Origin of the sequence: Kocuria sp. CPCC 205263, from assembly GCF_040981075.1 — a bacterium.
GTDB lineage: Bacteria > Actinomycetota > Actinomycetes > Actinomycetales > Micrococcaceae > Kocuria > Kocuria rosea.
In genome coordinates this window covers 282,998-305,509 of record NZ_JAVKPV010000004.1, presented here as the reverse complement: position 1 = coordinate 305,509, position 22,512 = coordinate 282,998, and the positions used below count along the sequence as shown (strand labels likewise).

At 72.5% G+C, this 22,512-nt stretch carries 25 protein-coding genes; 14 read left to right on the top strand and 11 right to left on the bottom strand.

Translation table 11 applies throughout. The features are described from left to right. Positions 1-100 precede the first annotated feature (100 nt). Together RF647_RS08400 and RF647_RS08395 are read left to right on the top strand one after the other, a co-directional pair. Positions 101-517 carry a VOC family protein gene (locus tag RF647_RS08400; protein WP_368811321.1) on the top strand — a complete coding sequence of 139 codons (417 nt, stop codon included), beginning with the start codon at positions 101-103 and terminating at the stop codon, positions 515-517. Between the two features lie 37 nt (positions 518-554). Beyond that, positions 555-947, top strand: coding sequence for a VOC family protein (locus tag RF647_RS08395; RefSeq protein ID WP_368796226.1), 393 nt, complete (start codon positions 555-557; stop codon positions 945-947). 17 nt (positions 948-964) lie between these two features. On the opposite strand, the gene RF647_RS08390 is transcribed toward RF647_RS08395, so the two are convergent. The 3 genes from RF647_RS08390 to RF647_RS08380 all read right to left on the bottom strand — a co-directional run bounded on the left by RF647_RS08390 (position 965) and on the right by RF647_RS08380 (position 3,217). Further along, positions 965-1,474 (bottom strand): SRPBCC domain-containing protein, encoded by a 510-nt coding sequence (locus RF647_RS08390; RefSeq protein ID WP_368811320.1) that lies wholly within the window; start codon positions 1,472-1,474, stop codon positions 965-967. 210 nt (positions 1,475-1,684) lie between these two features. Beyond that, positions 1,685-2,443, bottom strand: coding sequence for an SDR family oxidoreductase (locus RF647_RS08385; RefSeq protein ID WP_368811319.1), 759 nt, complete (start codon positions 2,441-2,443; stop codon positions 1,685-1,687). 45 nt (positions 2,444-2,488) lie between these two features. Further along, entirely contained in the window at positions 2,489-3,217 is a 729-nt protein-coding gene (locus RF647_RS08380; RefSeq protein WP_017834285.1) for a beta-ketoacyl-ACP reductase, read from the bottom strand. Between the two features lie 176 nt (positions 3,218-3,393). On the opposite strand from RF647_RS08380, the gene RF647_RS08375 reads away from it, so the two are divergent. From RF647_RS08375 to RF647_RS08365, 3 genes are read left to right on the top strand one after another with little or no spacing between them, the layout of a single operon-like run. Beyond that, on the top strand, positions 3,394-3,888 hold the full coding sequence (locus RF647_RS08375; protein ID WP_368811317.1) for a DUF3099 domain-containing protein: 495 nt from the start codon (positions 3,394-3,396) through the stop codon (positions 3,886-3,888). A gap of 54 nt (positions 3,889-3,942) precedes the next feature. Beyond that, positions 3,943-4,221, top strand: coding sequence for a hypothetical protein (locus RF647_RS08370; protein ID WP_095651523.1), 279 nt, complete (start codon positions 3,943-3,945; stop codon positions 4,219-4,221). Further along, a complete protein-coding gene (locus tag RF647_RS08365; protein WP_368811316.1) occupies positions 4,218-5,204 on the top strand; it encodes an SURF1 family protein in 987 nt (328 codons plus the stop codon). The genes RF647_RS08370 and RF647_RS08365 overlap by 4 nt, the downstream gene beginning before the upstream one ends. A gap of 21 nt (positions 5,205-5,225) precedes the next feature. Here RF647_RS08365 and abc-f read toward each other — a convergent pair whose 3' ends face one another. Next, on the bottom strand, positions 5,226-6,824 hold the full coding sequence (gene abc-f, locus RF647_RS08360) for a ribosomal protection-like ABC-F family protein (protein WP_133410080.1): 1,599 nt from the start codon (positions 6,822-6,824) through the stop codon (positions 5,226-5,228). Between the two features lie 282 nt (positions 6,825-7,106). On the opposite strand from abc-f, the gene RF647_RS08355 reads away from it, so the two are divergent. The 9 genes from RF647_RS08355 to RF647_RS08315 all read left to right on the top strand — a co-directional run bounded on the left by RF647_RS08355 (position 7,107) and on the right by RF647_RS08315 (position 15,813). Beyond that, complete coding sequence (locus RF647_RS08355; protein ID WP_368811315.1) at positions 7,107-8,075, top strand: glucosyl-3-phosphoglycerate synthase; 969 nt, start codon at positions 7,107-7,109, stop codon at positions 8,073-8,075. Next, complete coding sequence (locus RF647_RS08350; RefSeq protein WP_368811314.1) at positions 8,072-9,211, top strand: glycosyltransferase; 1,140 nt, start codon at positions 8,072-8,074, stop codon at positions 9,209-9,211. Before RF647_RS08355 ends, RF647_RS08350 begins: the two co-directional genes overlap by 4 nt. Further along, entirely contained in the window at positions 9,208-10,209 is a 1,002-nt protein-coding gene (locus RF647_RS08345) for a Gfo/Idh/MocA family protein (protein ID WP_368811313.1), read from the top strand. The genes RF647_RS08350 and RF647_RS08345 overlap by 4 nt, the downstream gene beginning before the upstream one ends. Next, complete coding sequence (locus RF647_RS08340) at positions 10,206-11,300, top strand: zinc-binding alcohol dehydrogenase (protein ID WP_368811312.1); 1,095 nt, start codon at positions 10,206-10,208, stop codon at positions 11,298-11,300. Before RF647_RS08345 ends, RF647_RS08340 begins: the two co-directional genes overlap by 4 nt. A 129-nt stretch (positions 11,301-11,429) precedes the next feature. Continuing rightward, on the top strand, positions 11,430-12,878 hold the full coding sequence (locus tag RF647_RS08335; RefSeq protein WP_368811311.1) for an AI-2E family transporter: 1,449 nt from the start codon (positions 11,430-11,432) through the stop codon (positions 12,876-12,878). Between the two features lie 10 nt (positions 12,879-12,888). After that, positions 12,889-13,512 carry a biotin transporter BioY gene (locus RF647_RS08330; RefSeq protein WP_368811310.1) on the top strand — a complete coding sequence of 208 codons (624 nt, stop codon included), beginning with the start codon at positions 12,889-12,891 and terminating at the stop codon, positions 13,510-13,512. A gap of 3 nt (positions 13,513-13,515) precedes the next feature. Beyond that, positions 13,516-14,253 (top strand): energy-coupling factor ABC transporter ATP-binding protein, encoded by a 738-nt coding sequence (locus tag RF647_RS08325; protein WP_368811309.1) that lies wholly within the window; start codon positions 13,516-13,518, stop codon positions 14,251-14,253. After that, positions 14,250-14,861: an energy-coupling factor transporter transmembrane protein EcfT gene (locus RF647_RS08320; protein ID WP_368811308.1), complete on the top strand. Its 612-nt coding sequence runs from the start codon at positions 14,250-14,252 to the stop codon at positions 14,859-14,861. The genes RF647_RS08325 and RF647_RS08320 overlap by 4 nt, the downstream gene beginning before the upstream one ends. A 43-nt stretch (positions 14,862-14,904) precedes the next feature. Then, positions 14,905-15,813 carry a neutral zinc metallopeptidase gene (locus RF647_RS08315; RefSeq protein ID WP_368811307.1) on the top strand — a complete coding sequence of 303 codons (909 nt, stop codon included), beginning with the start codon at positions 14,905-14,907 and terminating at the stop codon, positions 15,811-15,813. A 20-nt stretch (positions 15,814-15,833) separates the two neighbouring features. Here the strand turns inward: RF647_RS08315 and RF647_RS08310 are convergent, their stop codons facing one another. The 7 genes from RF647_RS08310 to RF647_RS08280 form a co-directional block, all read right to left on the bottom strand. Continuing rightward, complete coding sequence (locus RF647_RS08310) at positions 15,834-16,556, bottom strand: NYN domain-containing protein (protein WP_017834300.1); 723 nt, start codon at positions 16,554-16,556, stop codon at positions 15,834-15,836. A 79-nt stretch (positions 16,557-16,635) separates the two neighbouring features. Continuing rightward, positions 16,636-17,427, bottom strand: coding sequence for a ZIP family metal transporter (locus tag RF647_RS08305; RefSeq protein WP_368811306.1), 792 nt, complete (start codon positions 17,425-17,427; stop codon positions 16,636-16,638). 136 nt (positions 17,428-17,563) lie between these two features. Beyond that, positions 17,564-17,920 (bottom strand): metal-sulfur cluster assembly factor, encoded by a 357-nt coding sequence (locus RF647_RS08300; protein WP_035923963.1) that lies wholly within the window; start codon positions 17,918-17,920, stop codon positions 17,564-17,566. Between the two features lie 39 nt (positions 17,921-17,959). Further along, complete coding sequence (gene sufC, locus RF647_RS08295; protein WP_109222866.1) at positions 17,960-18,721, bottom strand: Fe-S cluster assembly ATPase SufC; 762 nt, start codon at positions 18,719-18,721, stop codon at positions 17,960-17,962. A 61-nt stretch (positions 18,722-18,782) separates the two neighbouring features. Continuing rightward, positions 18,783-19,982 carry a Fe-S cluster assembly protein SufD gene (gene sufD / locus RF647_RS08290; RefSeq protein ID WP_368811403.1) on the bottom strand — a complete coding sequence of 400 codons (1,200 nt, stop codon included), beginning with the start codon at positions 19,980-19,982 and terminating at the stop codon, positions 18,783-18,785. Positions 19,983-20,148: 166 nt separating this feature from the next. Next, complete coding sequence (gene sufB, locus RF647_RS08285) at positions 20,149-21,603, bottom strand: Fe-S cluster assembly protein SufB (RefSeq protein WP_035923965.1); 1,455 nt, start codon at positions 21,601-21,603, stop codon at positions 20,149-20,151. Next, the gene (locus RF647_RS08280; protein WP_126346340.1) at positions 21,596-22,393 is read right to left on the bottom strand and encodes a metalloregulator ArsR/SmtB family transcription factor; all 798 of its coding nucleotides are present in this window, start codon (positions 22,391-22,393) and stop codon (positions 21,596-21,598) included. The genes sufB and RF647_RS08280 overlap by 8 nt, the downstream gene beginning before the upstream one ends. Positions 22,394-22,512 lie beyond the last annotated feature (119 nt).

The following is a 22,512-nucleotide window of genomic DNA, read 5'->3' as shown; positions in this document are numbered from 1 at the left end:
AGGTTACGCACCCCTCCGGCGGCTTCCCAGGGTTGCTTCCCCCGCGCCGCGGACGGCGTCATGATGGGAGCATCGACCGATCGACGCGGAAGGCCCGGCCATGCCCATGCTGCTCAATCCCTACTTCTCGTTCCGGGACATGGCCGAGGAGGCGATGACCTTCTACCGCTCCGTGTTCGGCGGGGAGCTGTCGGTCAGCCGGTTCAGCGAGTACGGGGCCGGCGACGACCCCGCGGAGCAGGACAAGGTGATGCACTCGATGCTCACCACCGGGACCGGCATGGTCCTGATGGCCGCCGACACCCCGAACAGCATGGACCTGGCCGTCGGCGACAACGTCTCGGTCTCCGTGAGCGGGGACGACGAGTCCGTGATGCGCGGCTGGTGGGAGGCACTGGGCGCGGGCGGGACCGTCACGATGCCGCTCGAGGAAGCCCCCTGGGGCGGCCTGTTCGGGATGTGCACCGACCGGTTCGGCATCCACTGGATGTTCAGCGTCGGCGACGCCGGCTCCTGACGCGCCCCGCGCCGCCCGATCCGAGAAGGAGCGTCCCATGCGCATCACCCACACCAGCGTCTTCGTCGACGACCAGCAGCAGGCGCTGCTGTTCTACACCGGCAAGCTCGGTTTCATGGTCAAGCACGACGTCCCCGCCGGCGGCGCCCGCTGGCTCACCGTGGTCTCGCCCCAGGCGCCCGAGGGCGTCGAGCTGGTGCTCGAGCCCTCCGAGCACCCCGCCGTGGGACCGTTCAAGGCCGCGCTCGTCGCCGACGGCATCCCGTTCACCAGCTTCGGGGTCAAGGACGTGCGGGCGGAGTACGAGCGGCTGCGCGAGCGCGGGGTGCACTTCGTCCAGGAGCCCACGGTCTCGGGTCCGTACACCACCGCGGTGCTCGACGACACCTGCGGCAACCTCATCCAGATCGCGAGCCCCAACCCCGGGTGAGGCCCGCCCGGCCGGGATCAGTCCCGGGCCCGGAGCTGCTCGGCGAGCGGCCGGTAGTGCCCGGACATCGCGGGGTGGTAGTCCCGGGCGAAGTCGACGGCGTCCGGGTCCCCGCCGGTCTCGGCGGCCACGAGCCGGTCCAGGTAGTACTCCCAGCCGGGCCCCACCGACTCCACCTCGTCGGGGTCCGGGTACCGGTGGGTGAGCCGCAGGACGGTGGTGCCGTCGTCGTCCTGGAGGTCGAGGTCCACGCGCCAGGCGTCGGCCGCCGTGCCCAGGGTGAGCGCCAGGTGGCGGGGCGGGTCGCAGCGGCGGATCAGCAGGGCCTCGGGCTCGTCCAGGTCCTCGACCGTCAGCAGCACCTCGACGCGCCCGGTGGCCGGGTCCCCGCTCCACGCCCCGTACCACCGGGCCAGCCGGGCGGAGTCCGTGACCGCGGCCCAGACCTCCTCGGCCGCGGCGCGGAACGTGCGGGTGAGGACGAGGTGACCGCCGGGGTCGAGGCGGCCGGTGGGCTGTGGGGTCATGGTGGCTCCTCGCTCGGCTCCGCACCGCGCGGAGGTGCTCCTGGCCGGGGCGCGGTCGGCCTCGTGCCGTGGAGTCCATGATTAGCACCCCCGGAGGGCGGACGGCGTCACATTGCGGACGGTTTCGCGCCGCCGCCGGTTCCGGCAGGGACGACCGCGGGGCGGTCACCCGGGAGGGTGAGCGCCCCGCCGTCGTCGGGAGCCGTGGGCCTAGCGGTGACCGGCCTTCGCCAGGAAGTCGTCGGCGCCGCCGACGAGCTCGACGTGCCCGGTGGGGACGTCCGCTGTGACCATGCGGGCGATCTCCTCGGCGAACTCCTGCACGGAGTAGAGCTTGCCGGCGGCCTCGCGGCGCTCCTCAAGCGCCCCCGGACGGGCCCGGTTGAGCAGGGTCGCGGTCACGGTGCCCTCGATCATGTCGCCGGAGACCACCACGAACGTGATGCCCTTCTCGGTCAGCTCCGGGATGCGGGCGGTGAGGGCGTCCTCACCGGCGCGCTTGGACTTGGCGACCTCCACGTACTCCGGCATGGTCTCGACGTCGTTGATGAAGTGCGCCTGGTGGCTGGTCACGAAGACCACGCGCCCGCCCTCGGGCAGGTGCTCCAGCGCGGCGCTGAGGGTGTCGTTCTGCGCGTCCCGGTTGAGCTTGAGCGCGTAGTCCTCACCGAGGTCCGTCTCCATGCCCCCGGAGGCGTTGAGCACGAGCACGTCCACCCCGCCGAAGGTCTCCACGGCGCGGGCGAACAGGTTGCGGACGTCCTCGGGCTCGGTCATGTCCGCCTGGACGGCGATGGCCTTCCCGCCGGCCGCCTCGATCTCCTTGACGACCTTGTTGGCGCGGGGCGCCTTCTGCCGGTAGTTGACGACCACGTTGGCGCCCTCCCCGGCCAGCAGCTTGGCGGTGTCGGCGCCGACACCGCGCGAGGACCCGGTGACGACGGCGGTCTTGCCTGCAAGTGAACTCATGGTGCTCCTTCGGTGGAACGTGCGGGGATCAGGGGGCGGCGGGGCTCAGTGGCCCATGCCGAGGCCGCCGTCCACGGGGATGACGGCGCCGGAGATGTACTTCGCCTCGTCGGAGGCGATCCAGCGCACGACGGCGGCGACCTCCTCCGGCTCGGCGAACCGGCCGGCCGGGATCGAGGCGAGGTAGTTCTTCTGGGTGTCCTCCGGCAGCGCCGCGGTCATCTCCGTGTTGATGAACCCGGGGGCGACGACGTTGGCGGTCACGTTGCGCCCGCCCAGCTCACGGGTGATCGACCGGGCGATGCCGACCAGGCCGGCCTTGGACGCGGCGTAGTTGACCTGCCCGGGCGAGCCGTAGAGCCCGACCACGGAGGAGATGAGGACCACGCGTCCGCGCTTGAGGCGCATGAACCCCTTGGCGGCGCGCTGCACCACGCGGAACGCGCCGGTGAGGTTGGTGTCCACGACGTCCTGGAAGTCCTGCTCCTTCATCCGCAGCAGCAGGGTGTCCCGGGTGATCCCGGCGTTGGCCACGACCACCTCGACCGGGCCGAACTCGGCCTCGACGGCCTTGTACGCGGCGTCGATCGACGCGGAGTCGGTGACGTCGGCCTGCACCGCGAAGAAGCCCTCGGGCGCCTCGCCGGAGCGGTAGGTGACGGCCACGTTGTCCCCGGCGTCCTGGAACGCCTGGGCGATGGCCCGTCCGATCCCGCGGTTGCCGCCGGTCACGAGGACGGTGCGGGGGGCCGGGCTGCGCTGCTCGTCTGCCATGGGAAGGGGGCCTTTCGGTCGTGGGTCGCGGGTGCGCGGCACTCCGGTCGGCGCCGGCCCGCGTGGAAATCCCCCCAATCGTACCGGTCGCCGCGGGCGACCGGACGGTAGCCCCGGAGGACCGCCTTCTCGATGTCGGACCCCGGTGAGATACTTGATCGTCTGTTGGGAGGACCATGAGCAAGCGCTATCTCACGACCGGCGAGGCCGCCGGCCAGGACGACGTCCACTCCATCACCGCCACCGCGGAGCCGCACACCCAGGACATGGGCCACCGGATGAAGGTCTACAGCATCCAGATGGGCCTGCGCATCGTGTGCCTCATCGTGTTCGTCGCGGTCGACAACATCTGGGTGCGCGGCGTCGCGATCCTGGGCGTGGCCGTGCTGCCGTGGATGGCGGTGCTGCTGGCCAACAGCAACGACCGCTCCGCCCGGACGAGCCAGTACTACGAGCCGCCCGCCGCGCCGGCGCTGGCCGCCGCCCCCGAGCCGCGGCCGCCGGCCCCGCCCCTGGCGATCGACTTCGTGCTCGAGGGCGAGTTCGTCGCCGGGCACCGCGAGGACGACTCCGCCCCGGCCGGCCACGGGAGCACGACCGCTCCCAGCGAGGACCCGGCTTCCTCCGCTACTGTCGAGGACGACACCACCCGGCGCCGCGGAGCGGCCTGAGCCCGCCGCGGGCCGTACCGGGACCCGACGAAGACCCTGAGGAGCACGACCGCCGTGGAGTTCGACCTGCTCGGATCGCTGTCCCCGCGAGGCGCCGACGCTCCCCCGGCCGGGCCCGACACCCCGCAGTGCTCCCGCAAGGGCTGCCGCGCGGACGCCGCGTGGCAGATCCGCTGGAACAACCCGCGCATCCACGCCCCGGAGCGCCGCAAGACGTGGCTGGCGTGCCCCGAGCACCGCGGCGACCTCGAGCAGTTCCTCGGCGCGCGCGGCTTCTGGAAGGACACCGTCCCCCTCGCCGACGCCGGCCCCGCGCAGGAACGCCGGGGATGAACGACTACCGTTTCCTGCTCAGCGGCAAGTGGCTCGGCTTCTTCCTCCTCGCCTGCGCCGCCGCCGTGGTCTCGGTGTACCTGGGCGGCTGGCAGATGGACCGCAACGACCACCTGATCGGCGAGAACGCCAAGATCACGCAGAACTACCGCGCCGAGCCCCTGACCGGTGCGGCCGCCGCCGAGCAGTTCGCCGCCCACGACGAGCGCCTCACCTGGCACCCCGTCGAGCTCACGGGCGAGTACCTGCCCGAGGACCAGGTGCTGGTCCGCAACAGGCCGCAGGACGGACGCGTCGGCTACGAGGTGCTCGTCCCGTTCCGCACGCAGGACGGGGACGTCGTGGTCCTCGACCGCGGCTGGATCCCCACGGGCGAGGCGGCCAACGGGATGCCGGACGAGGTGCCGGCCCCGCCCGCCGGCCGGGTGACGGTCACCGCCCGGCTCCAGCCCGGGGAGCCGGCCGTCAGCCGCGGCGCCCCCGAGGGCCAGATCGCCTCGATCGATCTCGAGGAGCTGCGCGAGCGCTGGGACCGGCCGATCGGGACGGCGGCCTACGGCGAGGTCTTCGTCGAGGACCCGGCCCCCGCGGCGGCCCCCGCGCCGGCTCCGGAGCCGGAGATCGACTCCGGGCCGCACCTGTCCTACTCGTTGCAGTGGTACGCGTTCGCGGCGCTGTTCTTCGTGGCCTACGGCTACGCCGCCCGCCAGCAGGCCCGCAACGACGCCTGGGACCGCCAGTTCGCCCAGGAGATGGAGCGCCGGCTCGCACGGTTCTACGACGAGGACGGCAACTACATCGGCGAGGGCGACGAGGAGCTCGTCGTCCGCCAGCTCGAGATGGCCGACGACATGCCGGCCCACCTCAGGTCGCTCATGCGGCCCCGGCCGCAGCGCCGGCGCTCCGGCCCCACGTGGGAGGACGAGGAGGACGCGATGCTGGACGCCCTGGAGCGCGAGCACACCTCCGCCGCCCGCGACTGAGGCCGGGAGGGGCGCCCGCCGTCAGGCAAGGGAGATGAGGTCCTGGTACTCCTGGCTCCACAGGTCCTCGGTGCCGTCGGGCAGGATCACCACGCGCTCGGGGTCCAGCGCCTCGACCGCGCCCTCGTCGTGGGAGACGAGCACGACCGCGCCCTCGTAGGTGCGCAGCGCGTTGAGGATCTCCCGGCGGGAGGCCGGGTCCAGGTTGTTGGTCGGCTCGTCGAGCAGCAGCACGTTGGCGGAGGAGGCCACGAGGGTCGCCAGCGCCAGGCGGGTCTTCTCGCCGCCGGAGAGCACCCCGGCCGGCTTGGACACGTCGTCGCCCTGGAACAGGAACGAGCCCAGGACGTTGCGGACCTCCGTGTCGGCGAGGTCCGGGGCCGCGGAGCGCATGTTCTCCAGCACCGTCCGGTCCGGGTCCAGGGTGTCGTGCTCCTGGGCGAAGTAGCCGAGCTTGAGGCCGTGCCCCGGAACCACCTCACCGGTGTCCGGCTGGGCCTCGCCCGCCAGCATCCGCAGCAGCGTGGTCTTGCCGGCGCCGTTGAACCCGAGGATGACCACCCGGGAGCCCCGGTCGATGGCCAGGTCCACGTCGTTGAAGATCTCGAGCGAGCCGTAGGACTTGGACAGGTCCCGGGCCGTCAGCGGGGTCTTGCCGCAGTCGGCGGGCTTCGGGAAGCGGATGTTCGCGACCTTGTCCGCCTGGCGCTCGCCCTCAAGGCCGTTCATGAGCCGCTCGGCGCGCTTGATCATCTGCTGGGCGGCCACGGCCTTGCTGGCCTTGGCGCGCATCTTGTTGGCCTGGTCCATCAGCGCGGTGGCCTTCTTCTCCGCGTTGGCGTACTCGCGCTTGCGGCGGTGGGCGTCCTGCTCGCGCTGCAGCAGGTAGTTCTTCCAGCCCATGTTGTACAGGTCGATGACGCAGCGGTTGGCGTCCAGGTACAGGACCTTGTTGACCACCATCTCCATCAGCTCCACGTCGTGGCTGATCACCAGCAGCCCGCCCTGGAAGTTCTTCAGGAAGTCCCGCAGCCACACCACGGAGTCGGCGTCCAGGTGGTTGGTGGGCTCGTCGAGGAGCATGATGTCGGCGTCCGAGAACAGGATGCGGGCCAGCTCCACGCGACGGCGCTGCCCACCGGAGAGAGTGCGCAGCGGCTGGTCGAGGATCCGCTCGGGCAGGTCCAGGTTGGACGTGATCGTCGCGGCCTCGGACTCCGCGGCGTAGCCGCCGCCGGCGAGGAACTCCGACTCGAGCCGGTCGTAGCCGCGCATGGCCTTGTTGCGCACGGCGTCCTCCTCGGAGGCCATGTCCTGCTCCGCCTGGCGCAGGCGGGCGACGACGCCCGCGAGGTTGCGGGCGGAGAGGATGCGGTCCCGGGCCAGCTGCTCCATGTCCTCGACCTTGGGGTCCTGCGGGAGGTAGCCGATGGCCCCGGTGCGCGTGACCGTCCCGCCCGCGGGCAGGGTCTCCCCGGCGAGGACCTTGGTCATCGTGGTCTTGCCGGCGCCGTTGCGCCCGACCAGACCGATCTTGTCCCCCTTGTCCACCCGGAAGTTGACCTCGTCCATGAGCAGCCGCGCACCGGCACGCAGTTCGAGGTTCTGGACAGTGATCACGGAGGAGACCTTTCGGGAGGGAGTGGTGAGGAGCGGGTGCCCTGACCGGGCAACCTGTCCATTCTACCGGTCCCTGTTCGGCGGCGGCACCCCGTGCAGGGGGCCGGGTCCGCGTTCTTGCTCACGTGACGGACGGGCACCTTCTCCACGGCCCGGGCCCGGAGGCCCGACACAATCGCCCGGCTCCGGGCGGGCTCTTCTCGGTGGGGCCGTCGCTGGGTAGTGTCCGACGTCAACTGGTCAGTCTCCTTCCAGTATTTCTCATCGTCGGAAGCGGGCAGCATGCGACAGGACGTCCAGCAGTGGTTCACCACCCGCAGCTACCACGGCCGTCAGTGGTCCGCGGAGCAGCTCTGCCGCCGGAAGCGCGGCAGCACGGTCAGCGTGGTGCTCCCGGCCCGCAACGAGGCCGAGACCGTGGGCGCGATCGTCACCGCGCTGCGGCGCACGCTCATGGAGGACGTGGCGCTGATCGACGAGCTCGTCGTCATCGACTCCGACTCGACGGACGGCACGGGCGCGGTCGCCGCGGTGGCCGGGGCCCGGGTCCACCGGCAGGCCGACATCCTGCCCGCCCACGGCAACGTCCCCGGCAAGGGCGAGGCGCTGTGGAAGTCCCTGGCCGTGACCACCGGGGACGTGCTCGCGTTCGTGGACTCGGACCTGCGGGAGTTCGACCCGCAGTTCGCCGTGGGGCTGCTGGGGCCGCTGCTGACCGAGCCGGGGGTGCAGTTCGTCAAGAGCTGCTACGACCGCCCGCTGCACGACGGCGCCACGGTGATGCCGGCGGGCGGTGGGCGCGTCACCGAGCTCGTGGCCCGCCCGCTGCTGAACCTGTTCTGGCCGCAGCTGGCGGGACTGGTCCAGCCACTGGCCGGGGAGTACGCGGGACGCCGGAGCCTGCTCGAACGGGTGCCGTTCGTCTCCGGGTACGGGGTGGAGATCGCGATGCTCATCGACGTGCTGGAGGCCGTGGGCCTGGACGCGATGGCGCAGGTGGACCTGGGTGTCCGGTCCCACCGGAACTCCTCCGACGCGGCCCTGGCCCGCATGGCCGCCCAGATCCAGCTGACGGTCCAGGCGCGGCTGCGCTGCGACTCCCCCGTCGCCGACGAGAGCGGGCGCCTCACGCAGTTCCTGCGCCACGGGGAGCGATTCCTCGCCGAGGTCCACGACGTCAGCGTCCGCGAGCGCCCGCCCATGGCGCAGGTGCCCGAGTACCGGACGCAGCCGGCCGGCCGCGTCGCATGAGCGCGCTGCGGGTGCTCGTCAACGCGGGCCCCTGGCTGCCCGTGCCCCCGTCCGGCTACGGCGGGATCGAGACGGTGGTAGCCACCCTGGTGCCGGAGCTCCGGCGCGCCGGCGTGCACGTCACCCTCGCCACGGTGGGCCCCAGCACGCTCGAGGCCGACGACCACCTGCGCCCCCTGCCCGGGCCCGCGTTCCGCTCCATCGCGATGCCCTACAACCGGGTCTCGGGCATCGCCCACGCGCACATGCAGGGCGTCGTGGACGCCCTGCGGGGACCGCGGCGGTGGGACCTCGTGCACGACCACCTGGAGGTCGTGGGACCGTCCGTGCTGGGCGCGATGGGCACGGCGGCCCCACCGGTGCTGCAGACCCTGCACTGGGACCTGCGCAAGCACCCCGAGTTCTACTCGGCGTTCGACGGACGGGGCCGGGTCCGGTTCGCGGCGGTCTCCGCGTCCCAGCTCGAGCGGGCGCCGGCCAACCTGCGGCGGCAGACGCTGGGCGTGGTCCCGCTGGCCGCGCCCCCGGGGCTGCCCGTGGACGCGCCCCGGGGCGAGCACGCCCTGCTGCTGGCCCGGATCACCGCCGACAAGGGCCAGGACACCGCCGCCCGCGTCTGCCGGCGGGCGGGGATCCCGCTGGTGCTGGCCGGGCCCGTGGCCGGCATCGACGACCCCGAGGAGCTGGAGCGGCGCCTCGCCGAGGGCGACGAGGCGCTGCGCTCCCACCCCGACGTCCGGTACTGGCTCGAGGCGGTCCGGCCCCTGGTCGACGGGACGTCGGTGACCTGGGTGGGCGGGGTGGCGGGCGAGCGCAAGGAGCTGCTGCTGTGCTCGGCCCGCGCCCTGCTGACGCCCAACCGCTGGGCCGAACCGGGGGCCACCGGTGTCGTCGAGGCGCTGTCCCGGGGGGTGCCCGTCGTCGGGACCCCCCTGGGAGTGCTGCCCTCCCTGGTGGAGCACGGCCGCACCGGGTTCCTGGCCGCGGCGGAGGACGACCTGGTCGAGCACCTGCGGGACCTGGACAGCATCGACCCGCAGACCTGCCGGGACGCCGCCGAGCAGTGGACGCCGGCGGGCATGGCCCGGCGCTACCTGGACCTGTACCACCGGCTCCTGGAGGAGAACCCGACATGACGCTGCGCATCACCCTGGTCGGGGCGGGATCCGTGGCCCGTCGCCACGTCGACGTGCTGCACGGACTCGGCGGGGCGCGCGTGGTCGGGGTGACGGACGCGCACCTGCCCGCCGCCACCGCCCTGGCGGCTGAACTGGACGTCCCCGCGTTCGGCGACCCCGTGCAGGCCCTCGACGCCGTGGAGGCCGACGCCGTCTACGTCTGCGTGCCGCCGTTCGCCCACGGGCCCGCCGAGCTCGCCGCGCTGGAGCGCGGCAAGGCGCTGTTCGTGGAGAAGCCCGTGGGACTGGGCCTGGACGTCGCCGAGCAGATCGGCGCCCGGGTCGAGGAGAGCGGGGTGGTCACGGGCACCGGCTACCACTGGCGCTGCCTCGACACCGCCGTGCTGGCCCGGGAGCTCCTCGCCGACGCGCCCCCGCTGCTGGCCAACGGCTACTGGCTGGACAAGCGCCCGCCCGTGCCGTGGTGGGGGCGGACGGACCGCTCGGGCGGCCAGGTCGTGGAGCAGCTCACCCACGTGCTGGACACCGCCCGCTTCCTGCTGGGCGAGGCCGTCGAGGTGTACGCCGCCGGGATCCGCAGGGCCCCGGACGGGGCCCCGCAGGACTACGGCGACGTCGACGACGCCACCGCCGCGACCGTGCGCTTCCGCTCCGGGGCCGTCGCCACGCTCGCCGCGACGTCGGCGCTCGCGGTCAAGCACCGCGCCGCCCTGCACACCGTGAGCCGCGGGCTCTACCTGGAGCTCTCGGAGCAGGGCCTCACCGCCTACGGCGCGCGGGACCGCTCCGAGCACACCCCCGCCGAGGACCCGAGGGTGACCGTCGACCGGGAGTTCCTCGAAGCGGTGCGCGGCGAGCGCGAGTCCACCCGCGCACCCTACGGAGAGGCGCTGCGCACCCACCGGCTCGCGTGCGCGATCGCCGACTCGGCGCGCACCGGGCGGCCCGTCGCCCTGGCGGACCCGGACCGCGTGGGACCGGCGGGTGAGCCGTGAGTGCCCGCCGCAACCTCGTCGTCCCCGCCCGGCACCGGATCGAGATCGTGGAGGAGGAGCTTCCCCCGGTCCCGGACGGCGGCGTGCTGCTGGAGACCCTCGCTACGGGGCTGTCCGCGGGCACGGAGCTGGCCTTCGTCAAGGGCGACCACCCGGGGCTGCACTCCCGGCACGACACCGAGCTCGGGCTGTTCCGGCCCGGTGCCGCGGAGCAGGGCTACCCGGTGCGCCGCCTGGGCTACATGGAGGTCGCCCGGGTGGCGCGCTCCCGCACGCCGGCGTTCCGGGCCGGCGACGTGCTCGCCACGGCCTACGGCCACGCCACCGCCCATGTCGCCGACCCGCTCACCGAGCACCTGGTGCCGCTGCCGGAGGCACTGGACCCCCTGCTCGGCGTGTTCGTCGCCCACTTCGGCCCCATCTGCGCCAACGGGCTGCTGCACGCCGCGGCGGACGCGGGACCGGTCCGCGGGCTCGGCGACGGGGTCACCGGGCGGCTCGTGCTGGTCACGGGCGCGGGCCCGGTGGGTCTCATGACGGCCCTGTTCGCCCGCGCCCTCGGCGCGCGCGAGGTCGCCGTCGCCGACGCCGACCCTCGACGGCGGGCGCTCGCCGAGCGGCTGGGCTTCTTCCCGCTGGACCTCGCCGACGACCCCGGCCGGGTGCTCAAGACCCGCTGGCGGCACGGGCCGGGCGACCACGGCGCGGACCTCGTGTTCCAGTGCCGCGGCAAGCCCGAGGCCCTGCACGCGGCGCTGCGCGCGGTCCGGCCGCAGGGCAGCGTCATCGACCTGGCGTTCTACACCGCGGGCGCGGACGCGGTGCGGCTGGGCGAGGAGTTCCACCACAACGGGCTGAGCCTGCGCTGCGCACAGATCGGCCGGGTCCCCCGCGGTCTCGCCCACACCTGGGACCGGCAGCGGCTGTCCGCGGAGACCATCCGTCTGCTGGCTGCCCACGGCGGCGAGATCCGCGAGCACCTGATCAGTGACGTCGTGCCCTTCGACGAGGCTCCCGCGCTGATGCAGGACGTGGTCGTGCGGCGCCGGCACGTGCTCACCGCGGTCTTCGTCGTCGACGACCCCCGGTGAGCCCTCCGGCCCGCGCGCGGGCACCGTTGGACAGCCCTCCAACAGTCGCCTTAGTGTTGGCTCGATCGCCGTCGTCCCTTCCGCGGTGCCCGTCTTCCCTTCGCCACCCACGCCCCGAGGAGCGCCCGCATGGGAAATCCCCCCCGCCCCGAGCAGCACAGCACGTCGTCCGGAGGATCGAGTGCCGCGCCGCTGCACGCCGAGCGCGTCCTCGGCGGTCAGGCCGACCCCGGCACCAGCGCGGCCCCCGCCATGGGCTCCGGGGTCGAGCCCGCCGGCTTCGAGGAGGCCACCCAGGCGCTGGCCCCTGCGGTCGGCCCCTGGGCGGACTCCCTCGGCCGGGCCGGTTCCCGCGCCGCCCAGACCCTGCTCGTCGCCGCCGTGGTGGTCGGGGTGCTCTGGGTCCTGCTGCAGGTCAAGGTCGTGCTGATCGCCGTGCTCGTGGCGCTCATCCTCGCCTCCGCCGTGGGCCCGGCCGTGAAGTGGCTCGAGCGCAGGGGGTGGTCCAACCTGCTGGCCACCCTCGCCGCCTTCCTCGGCATCCTGGCCCTGGTCGGCGGCGTGCTCACCGGCATCGTCTTCGCCGTGCGCAGCGAGTGGGACACGCTCAGGGCCTCGGCGCAGGAGGGCTGGAACGAGCTGCAGCGCCTCGTGCAGTCCGGGCCGATCCCCGTCGACACGGCTGCCATCGACTCCGCCGTCCAGCAGGCCGGGGACTTCGTCACCAGCGGCTCCTTCGCGGGCGGCGCCCTCAGCGGCCTGGGCGCGGCCACGGAGTTCGTGACCGGGCTGGTGCTGATGATCGTCGTGCTCTTCTTCTGCCTCAAGGACGGCGAGAGGATGTGGAACTTCACGCTGCGCTGGTTCCGCGGCGAGCGCCGCGCCAAGCTCGCGGAGTCCGTGGACCGCAGCGCGCAGGTGCTCGGCGGCTACGTCCGAGGAACGGCCTTCGTGGCGGCGGTGGACGCCGTGCTCATCGGGGTGGCGCTGGTGGTCCTCGGCGTGCCCCTGGCCGTCCCGCTGGCCGTGATCGTGTTCGTCACCGCCTTCATCCCGGTGGTCGGGGCGACCGTCGCGGGCATCATCGCCGCGCTCGTGGCCCTGGTCACCAACGGGGTCGGCGTGGCGCTGGCCGTGGTGGTCGTCGTCGTGATCGTCAACCAGATCGAGGGCAACATCCTGCAGCCGATCATCATGGGCCGCACTCTGAGCCTGCACGCGCTCATGGTGCTGCTCGCCCTGACCGTCGGCACGCTGGTCGGCGGCATCTTCGGCGCCATCCTGGCCGTCCCGTACACCGCCGTGGCGTGGGCCGTCATCCAGGTCTGGTCCAACCGCTACCAGGTCGGCGACGACCCGGTGCTCGGCCCGGACCCGGTGAACCAGAAGGACCGCGTCGAGGCCAAGGCCACCATGGCCGAGCGCTGGAAGTACCAGCGGATGCGCTACCAGCAGGCGCTGGGCGGGCGCTTCGGGGCCACGGAGCGCGACGCCGTCCGGCAGCGCGACGACGCCGACGGCGCGGCGCCCGCCCAGGACGAGGACACCGGTTCCGCCGCGGGGGCCCGCAAGCCCTAGTCTGGGTGCCATGACCAACGTCGAGCGCCGCCGCGCCATCACCGCCGAGGACCTCGCGAACGTCGCCGTGTTCGCCGCCCTCACGGCCGCCCTGTCCGTGCTCCCCGGGATCCCCCTGGGCGCGGCGGGGGTGCCGCTGACCCTGCAGACCCTCGCCGTGTTCCTGACCGGTCTGGTCCTCGGCGGCACCCGCGGTCTCCTGGCCGTGGCGCTGTACGTCCTGGTGGGCCTGATCGGCGTGCCGGTGTTCGCGGGCTTCCGCGGCGGATTCGGCGTGCTCGCCGGGCCCTCGGCGGGCTACATTCTGGCCTTCCCGTTCGCCGCGGCCGCGGCCGGCTACGTGGCCCAGTGGCTGATCCCGGCCCGCCGGGCCAACGACGGCGGCGCCACCAACGCCCGCTACGAGCGCACCGGCACCTACACCCTGCGGCTGGTGGCCGCGGCCCTGGCCGGGTTCGTGGTGATCCGGGTCGGCGGCATCCTCGGCCTGGTGGTCAACGCGCGCCTGCCCTTCCAGGACGCGTTCCTCGCCGACCTCGTGTTCTGGCCCGGCGACCTGCTCAAGGTGGTGCTCGCCGCGGTCATCGCCGTGGGCGTGCACAAGGCGTTCCCCCGGATCGCGGGCACGCGCTGAACCGTGCCCGGAACCCCCGGGGCCGCGGCCCTCGTGTGCTCCCGCGTGACCGTCACGGTGCCCACCGCCTCGGGTGAGCTGACCCTGCTGCGCGACCTCGACGTGAGCCTGGACGAGCGGCGGGTGGCCGTGCTCGGGCTCAACGGATCCGGGAAGTCCACGCTCCTGCGGCTGTTCAACGGCCTCGTCCGCCCGTCCTCGGGCACGGTCACGGTGCACGGCACGGACGTGGCCCGGGACGTGCGCGCGGCCCGGCGGCGGGTGGGCTTCGTGTTCACCGACCCCCTCTCCCAGCTGGTGATGCCGACCCCGGTCGAGGACGTCGAGCTGTCCCTGCGCGGGGCCGGCGTGCCCCGCGCCCGACGACGGACCGCCGCCCTCGAGCTGCTCGGGCGCGCGGGCATCGGCCACCGGGCCGAGCACAGCATCTACGACCTCTCCGGCGGGGAGCGCCAGCTGGCGGCGTTCGCGGCGGTGCTGGCCGTGGAGCCCGAGGTGCTCGTCCTCGACGAGCCCACCACCCTTCTCGACCTGCGCAACCGGGGGCGGCTCATGGGGCTGCTCGACGGGCTCCCGCACCAGCTGCTGATCTCCACGCACGACCTCGGCCTGGCCGCGACCGCCCCGCGCGTCCTGGTCCTGCACGAGGGCGCCCTGGTCGCGGACGGTTCGCCCGAGGAGGTCGTTCCCGCCTACGAGCGGTGGTGCGCGCACGGCTTCCCCGGGGAGGTGCGCCCGTGAGCCGGGGCCCGGACCTCTTCGGCAGCTACTCCCCCGGCACCGGCCTCCTGCACCGCGCCCCGCTCCGGGTCAAGGGGCTCGGCATCGTCGTCGTGACCCTGGCCGTGGTGCTCTCGCCCTCGTGGCCGGTGCCGACCGTGCTGACCCTGCTCCTGCTGGTCGCGGGCTCCGCCGCGGGCATCGGCGCCCTCGAGTGGTGGCGGGGGCTCGCCCCCGCCCTGCCTGTGCTGGTCCTGCTGGCCGTCTACCACGTCCTGACCTCGGGGCCGGCGCAGGCCGCCGACGTGGTGCTGACGATCCTCGTCCTCCTCGTGCTCACCCGGGTCCTGATGCACACCACGCCCCTGCCGGAGCTGCTCGACGGCGTCGTGTGGCTGTGCTCGCCCGTGCGGCTGGTCGGGGCGGACCCCGAGCGCATCGGCCTGGCGATCTCCCTGATGCTGCGCTCGATCCCCTTCATCGTGGGCGCCGTGGGCGAGCTCCGGGACGCCGTGCGCGCGCGTGGGCTGCGCCCGAACCCCGTGCGGCTGGTGACCCCGGCGGTGATCTCCGCCGTCGCCTACGCCCAGCGGACCGGTGAAGCCCTCGCCGCCCGCGGCTTCGATTGAGCGCCGGCACCGGCGCCACCATCAGACGACTTACACTTCAGCCATGAGTTTCGACAACAACTCCCAGCTGGACGCCTCGCGCGTCGGCAGCGGCGGCGGGCGGGGACGCGGGATCGCCGTGGGCGGTGGACTGGGCGGCGGACTGCTGCTGCTCGTCGTGGGGCTGCTCTTCGGCCAGGACGGCATCGACGCGATCACCGGCGGGGGCGGCCAGGACACCGGGTCGCAGACCTCCGTGGAGCAGGAGCGGGCGGAGCGGTGCCGGACCGGTGAGGACGCCAACCGGTACACCGACTGCCGGATGATCGCCACGGCGCAGAGCCTCGACCAGTTCTGGGAGGACTACCTGCCGCAGGCCACGGGCGAGCAGTACGTGATGCCCGGCGTGGAGCTGTTCGAGGGCCAGACCAACACCGGGTGCGGCGCGGCGTCGTCGGCCGTGGGCCCGTTCTACTGCCCCGCGGACGAGACCGCCTACCTCGACATCGCGTTCTTCGACGAGCTGCAGACCCAGTTCGGCGCCGACGGCGGCCCGCTGGCCGAGGAGTACGTGCTCGCCCACGAGTTCGGCCACCACATCCAGAACCAGATCGGCACCCTCGGCTACGCCCAGCAGGACCCGCAGGGCCCCGAGTCCGGCGCCGTGCGCGTGGAGCTGCAGGCCGACTGCCTGGCCGGGCTGTGGGCCGGCGCCGCCGCCGGGGACACGTCCGGGGCCGTGGACCTGGGCGACATCTCCCAGGAGGAGCTCGACCAGGCCCTCGACGCCGCCTCCGTGATCGGCGACGACCGGATCCAGGAGACCACCCAGGGCCGGGTCAGCCCCGAGAACTTCACCCACGGCGCCTCCGCTCAGCGGCAGCTGTGGTTCTACGCGGGCTACCGGACCGGCGACATCAACGCCTGCGACACCTTCAGCGCCCGCGACCTGAACGCCCCGCCGGCCCTCTGACCACCCCGGGCGCGCACAGGTCAGCGGCGGCGGCTGTCCCGCACCTGGACGCCCGGGTTCTGCCGGCGGACGTCGAAGAGACCGGTGGCCTCGATGAGGTCGCTGAGCTTGCGGTACCCGTAGTTGCGGGAGTCGAAGGACGCCTGGTTGCCGATTTGCTGGCCGACGGCGCCCAGATGGGCCCACCCGTCGTCGCCGCTGGCGGCGTCCACCGCGCTCCGCAGCATCCTGACCAGCCGCGCGTCACCGCGCAGCGCCTGCTGCGGCGCGGCCGCCGGCGCCTCGCCGGGCTTCTCCTCGGCGGGCTCCCCCAGGCTCTCCACGTAGGTGAACTGCGAGCAGGCGTTGATGAACGGCTCCGGCGTCTGCCGCTGGCCGAAGCCGTAGACCTTGTGCCCGTCGGTGAGGATCCGCATCACCAGCGGGGTGAAGTCGGCGTCGCTGGAGACGATCGCGAAGCCGTCGACCGATCCGGCGTAGAGGAGGTCCATGGCGTCGATCACCATGGCCATGTCCGAGGCGTTCTTGCCGGTGCTGTAGGCGAACTGCTGGATCGGCCGGATCGCGTACGCGTGCAGCACCGCCTCCCACTGCTGCAGGTGCGGGCTCTTCCAGTTGCCGTAGGCGCGCCGGACGTTCGCGGCGCCGTGGCGGGCCACCTCGGCGAGGACCACGTCGATCTTGGCCGCCGGTGCGTTGTCGGCGTCGATGAGCAGGGCGATGCGCTTCTCGTCGGTGTTCACGCGTCGACTCTGCCACGGACCGGGCCCGAGCGGAGCACGGGACGCGCGGCTGGGCGCCCTCGGGGAGCGCGGAGCGGGCTCAGGCCAGGGACAGGGCGAAGGACAGCGCGAAGCCCGCCGCCGTGCTCAGGGCCACCGCCGGGCCGCCGTGCTCGTAGGCCTCCGGCATCAGGGTGTCGGCCAGGGAGGCGATCACCGCGCCGGCGGCGAAGGCGAGCGGCAGGGAGATCGTCTCAGGGTCGCTGCCGGCCAGCGGACCGGCGCCGATCAGCACGGCCACCACCAGGAGCACGGCACAGACCGTCCAGAGCAGGACGGCCTTGCCGCGGGGCATGCCCTGCTCCCGCATGGACGCCGCCCCGACCAGGGACTCGGGCAGGTTGGACACGAAGATCGCCGCGAGCAGGGCCAGCCCGCCCGTTCCCTCGGTGAGCGAGACGCCCAGCGCCACGTTCTCCGGCACGCCGTCCAGGGTGACGGCGGCCAGCAGCGCCAGCCCCGCGGCGCCGCCGGTGGAGGCGGCCGTCGGCGCCTTCTCGTCCGCGGCGGCGTCGGTGTCCAGCTTGACGCTGCCCTGCTGCTGCTCCGCGTCCTCGGCGGCCGGTCCTGGCTGCGCCCAGCGGTCCAGGAGGGCGCTGAGCGCGGTGAAGACCACGGCGCCGGCGAAGAGACCGATGACCGCGAGCCAGAGCCCGCCCCGCTCGTAGGCGTCCTCGAACAGCTCGAAGGCCAGCGCGGTGATGAGCGCGCCCGCGGCGAAGGACAGCAGGATGGCGAGCAGCCGCTTGGGGAGCTCGAAGCGCACGCCGACCAGCGCCCCGATGACGAGCGCGCTCGAGGCGACGATCCCGAACAGCAAGGTCTGGCCCATGACGGCAGTGTAGGAGCGCGCGGCGGCGGCGCACCCACAATTCACAAGGTTACTTAGCGAGCGGGGCGCGGCACGACGACACCGCCCCGCCCACCTCGTGCGAGGTGGGCGGGGCGGTGTCGGTGCGGAGGAGGACTCAGATGTTGAAGCCCAGGGCCCGCATCTGGTCGCGGCCGTCCTCGGTGATCCGGTCGGGACCCCACGGCGGCATCCAGACCCAGTTGACGCGCCACTCGTCCACCATGGGGTCGAGGTTCTGCGCGCACTGCTCCTCGATGACGTCCTGCAGCGGGCACGCGGCCGTGGTCAGGGTCATGTCGAGCACCAGGGCGCCGTCCTCGGCCCACTTGGAGCCGTAGAGCAGGCCCAGGTCCACGATGTTGACGCCGAGCTCGGGGTCGATGACGTTCTTGAGCGCCTCCTCGACCTCCTCGGCGGAGGGCCGGCCCGCGGTCGCGGGGTCGGCGGTGGTCTCAGCGGGGGTGTCGGCCATCGCTGGCCTCCTTTCGAAAGCTGGTGGGGTCGGGACCGCTTACTTGGCCGGGGCCAGGTAGCGGTCGTAGCCCTCGTTCTCGAGCCGGTCGGCGAGCTCGGGACCGCCCTCGTCGACCACGCGGCCGTCGTGGAACACGTGCACGAACTGCGGCTTGATGTAGCGCAGGATGCGGGTGTAGTGGGTGATGAGCATGACGCCCATGTCGTTGGTCTCCAGGGCGCGGTTGACGCCCTCGGAGACGACCTTGAGCGCATCCACGTCGAGCCCGGAGTCGGTCTCGTCCAGCAGGGCGATCTTCGGCTTGAGCAGCTCGAGCTGGAGGATCTCGTGGCGCTTCTTCTCGCCGCCGGAGAAGCCCTCGTTGACGTTGCGCTGGATCATGTCGGGGCTGATCTTCAGCTGCTCCATGGCGGCCTTGACGTCCTTGGTCCACGTGCGCAGCGAGGGGGCCTCGCCGTCGATCGCGGTCTTGGCCGTGCGCAGGAAGTTGGAGGTCGTCACGCCGGGGATCTCCACCGGGTACTGCATGGCCAGGAAGAGCCCGGCGCGGGCGCGCTCGTCCACGGACATCTCCAGGACGTTCTGGCCGTCGAGGAGGACCTCGCCGGAGTCGACGACGTATTTGGGGTGCCCGGCGATGGTGGAGGCCAGCGTGGACTTGCCGGAGCCGTTGGGGCCCATGATCGCGTGCACCTCACCGGAGGTGATGGTCAGGTTCACGCCCTTGAGGATCGGCTTGGTGGTCTCGTCGTCGAGCACGACGGACGCGTGCAGGTCCTTGATCTCGAGAGTTGCCATGGATGGTTCTCCTGTGGTCGAAAAAGTCTGGGGTCGGAAGGGTGCGTGCGGGCGCGGCGGATCAGTAGTTCGCGGAGGCGAGCTCGTCCTGGACGGACCCGCGCAGCCGCTCCTCGATGTCCGGGACACCGATCTGCTGGATGATCTCGAAGAGGAACCCGCGGACCACGAGCCGGCGCGCCTCGTCCTCGGGGATGCCCCGGGACATGAGGTAGTACAGGTGCTCGTCGTCCAGCTGGCCCGTGGTGGAGGCGTGGCCCGCACCGGTGATGAGGCCGGTCTCGATCTCCAAGTTCGGCACGGAGTCCATCCGCGGGCCGTCGTTGAGGATCAGGTTCCGGTTGAGCTCGTAGGTGTCGGTGGCCTCCGCGGTGGCGCGGATGAGGACGTCGCCGATCCACACGCCGTGCGCGTTCTCGCCCTGCAGCGCGGACTTGTAGGTCACCCGCGAGGTGCAGTGCGGCTGGGAGTGGTCCACGAACAGCCGGGACTCCAGGTGCTGGCCGGCGTCCACGAAGGTCAGCCCGTACATCTCCACGGAGCCGCCCGGGGCGTCGAAGCGGGTGGACGGGGTGACCCGCACGAGGTCGCCGCCGAGGCTGACGAGCACGTGCTTGAAGGTCGCGGATTTCCCGAGGCGCGCCTGCTGGGAGGAGGCGTGCACGGCGTCGTCGTCCCACTCCTGGAGGGTCACCACGGTGAGGTTCGCCGAGTCGGCGACCCGGAACTCGACGTTCTGCGAGAGCACGGCGCTGCCGTGGTGGCGCAGGACCACGAGGGCCTTAGAGAAGGGCTGGGCGTCGATCACGAGGTGCTGGGCCGCCGGGGTGGCGTCCGAGCCGTGGATGTCGACGAGCACGGGCGCGGCGACCTCGGTCTCCTGCGGCACGGTGAGCACCGTGGCCTCGGTGACGCTGCTCCACGCGTTGGCGGAGACGCGGTCCTCGGGGATCCCGGCGCTGCCGATGCGGGCGTCGTCCCGGCCCACGGTCTCGACGCGCACGGCGTCCGAGTCCACGGTCACCGCGGGCGCGGGGCCGGACAGGGCGTCGGCGTGCAGCCCCTTGAGGCGCTTGAGCGGGGTGAACCGGAAGTCCTCCTCCCGGCCGGTGAGCTTCGGGAAGTCGGCGACGTCGTAGGACGTGCGCCGCCCGGCCCGGGAGGAGTCGGGCACGCCGGAGATGTCGCCGTGGGCGGTGTGCCGCACCAGGGTGTCGTTCTCGACCTTGTCGCGGGCCAGCCGCTCCCCCTCCAGGTCCATGCCCGGGATGGCGACGCGCCCCTCCCCGGTGCGGACCCCGTCGACCTTCTCGCCCAGGTTGCCGTAGGCGTCCTTGGCCGCGCCGACGGCCTTGTCGGCCACCGCGGTGGCCGCGGAGGCGGCGGCCTCCGTGGCGTTGCGAATCGTTTCGTTCAGCTTGGACATGTCAGCCAACGGATCCTTCCATCTGCAGTTCGATGAGGCGGTTGAGTTCGAGCGCGTACTCCATGGGCAGCTCGCGGGCGATCGGCTCCACGAACCCGCGCACGATCATCGCCATGGCCTCGTCCTCGGCCATCCCGCGCTGCATGAGGTAGAACAGCTGCTCCTCGGAGACGCGCGAGACGGTCGCCTCGTGGCCCATGGTGACGTCGTCCTCGCGGATGTCGACGTACGGGTACGTGTCGGAGCGGGAGATCGTGTCCACCAGCAGGGCGTCGCAGACCACGTTGGACCTCGAGCCGTGGGCGCCCTCGCGCACCTGCACGAGACCGCGGTAGGCGGCGCGGCCGCCGTTGCGGGCCACGGACTTCGACACGATCGACGACGACGTGTTCGGGGCGATGTGAACCATCTTGGACCCGGTGTCCTGGTGCTGCCCCTCGCCGGCGAACGCGATCGAGAGGGTCTCGCCGCGGGCGTGCTCGCCGGTCATGTAGACCGCCGGGTACTTCTGGGTGACCTTCGAGCCGATGTTGCCGTCGATCCACTCCATGGTGGCGCCCTCGTGGGCGATCGCACGCTTGGTCACGAGGTTGTACACGTTGTTCGACCAGTTCTGGATGGTCGTGTAGCGCACGCGGGCGTTCTTCTTGACGATGATCTCCACGACGGCGGAGTGCAGCGAGTCGGTCTTGTAGATCGGCGCGGTGCAGCCCTCGATGTAGTGGACGTAGGAGTCCTCGTCCGCGATGATGAGCGTCCGCTCGAACTGGCCCATGTTCTCCGTGTTGATCCGGAAGTAGGCCTGCAGCGGGATCTCGACGTGCACGCCCTTGGGGACGTAGACGAACGAGCCGCCGGACCACACGGCCGTGTTCAGGGACGCGAACTTGTTGTCGCCCACGGGGATGACCGTGCCGAAGTACTCCGCGAAGAGCTCCGGGTGCTCCTTGAGCGCGGTGTCGGTGTCGAGGAAGATGACGCCCTGCTCCTCCAGGTCCTCGCGGATCTGGTGGTAGACGACCTCGGACTCGTACTGGGCGGCCACGCCGGAGACGAGCCGTCCGCGCTCGGCCTCGGGGATGCCCAGCTTCTCGTAGGTGTTGCGGATGTCCTCGGGCAGGTCCTCCCAGGTGGCGGCCTGCTTCTCCGTGGAGCGCACGAAGTACTTGATGTTGTCGAAGTCGATCCCGGACAGGTCCGCGCCCCACGTGGGCATGGGCTTGCGGTCGAAGAACTTCAGGCCCTTCAGCCGCAGGTCGGTCATCCACTGCGGTTCACTCTTCTTCGCGGAGATGTCCCGGACGACGTCCTCGTCGACACCGCGGCGCGCGGAGGCGCCGGCCACGTCGGAGTCGGCCCAGCCGTACTCGTAGGTGCCGATGCCCTCGAGCTCGGGGTTCTTCTCCAGGATGTCGGCGATGACAGTGTCGTTGCCGCTGGCGATCTGGTCAGTCATGACGGCCTTCCTCTGTTGTCTGGTCTGTGGCGTGGGCCGCGGTGCGGTCCACGGAAGTCGGTGCCGCGGCGGGTCCCGGCCGCGTGAGGGGCACGTGCGTGGTGCACACGTGCGCGCCGGCGGCCTGGGTCGAGAGCCGGCGGACGTCGGTGCCGAGCAGCCGGGCGATGAGCTCGGTCTCCAGCTCGCAGAACTGCGGGTAGCGGGCGGCCAGCTCGCGCACGGGGCAGTGCCCCTGGCACAGCTGCGCCGAGACGATGGTGCGGGACTCGCCGCGGCCGACGGCCACCTCGTTGGTGGAGGCGGCGAACCCGTCGCGGCTGAGCAGCCGCACCAGGACGGGCAGGCGGTCGGCGACGTCGTCCCCGGCGGCCTCGACCTCCGGGCGGTAGGAGGCCTCCAGGCGGTCCACGCGCTCCTGGATGAAGGAGTGCACGGCGTCCGGGCCGGCGATGCGGCGGATGGACTCCAGCGCGTCGGTCGCGATCTCGAGGTAGTCGTCGCCGAGCTTGGCGTGGCCCTCGGGGGCCACGACGTAGCGCCGCGCGGGGCGGCCGGCGCCCCCGCTGCGGCGGCGGACCATGGTGACCTCGATGAAGTGCTGCTGCTCGAGGGCGTCCAGGTGCCGTCGCACGGCGGCCGGGGTCAGCTCGAGCATCTCGCCGAGGTCCGCGGCGGAGACGGGACCGTGCTCCAGGACGGCGCCGAGCACGCGCGAGCGGGTGTTCTCCTCCTGCTCCGCCCGCGGGCCGGAGCGGGACCTGCTCCGGGCGTCCGTGGTCTGAGTCATGGGTGAACCGTTCGCTTCCTGGTCGGGGGTGGAGGCTCTCGTGGTGCATCGCGCGACCCGCAAGGGCGCTTCTAATACACAACCGGAGTATGTCGTAATTCATTCCGGTCTGACCAGTA

Coding starts and splice junctions, on each gene's coding strand:
- RF647_RS08375 (WP_368811317.1), top strand. CDS start 3,394: ATGAGCAAGCGCTATCTCACGACCGGCGAGGCCGCCGGCCAGGACGAC.
- RF647_RS08395 (WP_368796226.1), top strand. CDS start 555: ATGCGCATCACCCACACCAGCGTCTTCGTCGACGACCAGCAGCAGGCG.
- RF647_RS08315 (WP_368811307.1), top strand. CDS start 14,905: ATGAGTTTCGACAACAACTCCCAGCTGGACGCCTCGCGCGTCGGCAGC.
- RF647_RS08335 (WP_368811311.1), top strand. CDS start 11,430: ATGGGAAATCCCCCCCGCCCCGAGCAGCACAGCACGTCGTCCGGAGGA.
- RF647_RS08400 (WP_368811321.1), top strand. CDS start 101: ATGCCCATGCTGCTCAATCCCTACTTCTCGTTCCGGGACATGGCCGAG.
- RF647_RS08305 (WP_368811306.1), bottom strand. CDS start 17,427: ATGGGCCAGACCTTGCTGTTCGGGATCGTCGCCTCGAGCGCGCTCGTC.
- sufD (WP_368811403.1), bottom strand. CDS start 19,982: ATGGACCTGGAGGGGGAGCGGCTGGCCCGCGACAAGGTCGAGAACGAC.
- RF647_RS08385 (WP_368811319.1), bottom strand. CDS start 2,443: ATGAGTTCACTTGCAGGCAAGACCGCCGTCGTCACCGGGTCCTCGCGC.
- RF647_RS08380 (WP_017834285.1), bottom strand. CDS start 3,217: ATGGCAGACGAGCAGCGCAGCCCGGCCCCCCGCACCGTCCTCGTGACC.
- sufB (WP_035923965.1), bottom strand. CDS start 21,603: ATGACTGACCAGATCGCCAGCGGCAACGACACTGTCATCGCCGACATC.
- RF647_RS08390 (WP_368811320.1), bottom strand. CDS start 1,474: ATGACCCCACAGCCCACCGGCCGCCTCGACCCCGGCGGTCACCTCGTC.
- RF647_RS08330 (WP_368811310.1), top strand. CDS start 12,889: ATGACCAACGTCGAGCGCCGCCGCGCCATCACCGCCGAGGACCTCGCG.
- RF647_RS08365 (WP_368811316.1), top strand. CDS start 4,218: ATGAACGACTACCGTTTCCTGCTCAGCGGCAAGTGGCTCGGCTTCTTC.
- RF647_RS08350 (WP_368811314.1), top strand. CDS start 8,072: ATGAGCGCGCTGCGGGTGCTCGTCAACGCGGGCCCCTGGCTGCCCGTG.
- sufC (WP_109222866.1), bottom strand. CDS start 18,721: ATGGCAACTCTCGAGATCAAGGACCTGCACGCGTCCGTCGTGCTCGAC.
- RF647_RS08355 (WP_368811315.1), top strand. CDS start 7,107: ATGCGACAGGACGTCCAGCAGTGGTTCACCACCCGCAGCTACCACGGC.
- RF647_RS08280 (WP_126346340.1), bottom strand. CDS start 22,393: ATGACTCAGACCACGGACGCCCGGAGCAGGTCCCGCTCCGGCCCGCGG.
- RF647_RS08300 (WP_035923963.1), bottom strand. CDS start 17,920: ATGGCCGACACCCCCGCTGAGACCACCGCCGACCCCGCGACCGCGGGC.
- RF647_RS08345 (WP_368811313.1), top strand. CDS start 9,208: ATGACGCTGCGCATCACCCTGGTCGGGGCGGGATCCGTGGCCCGTCGC.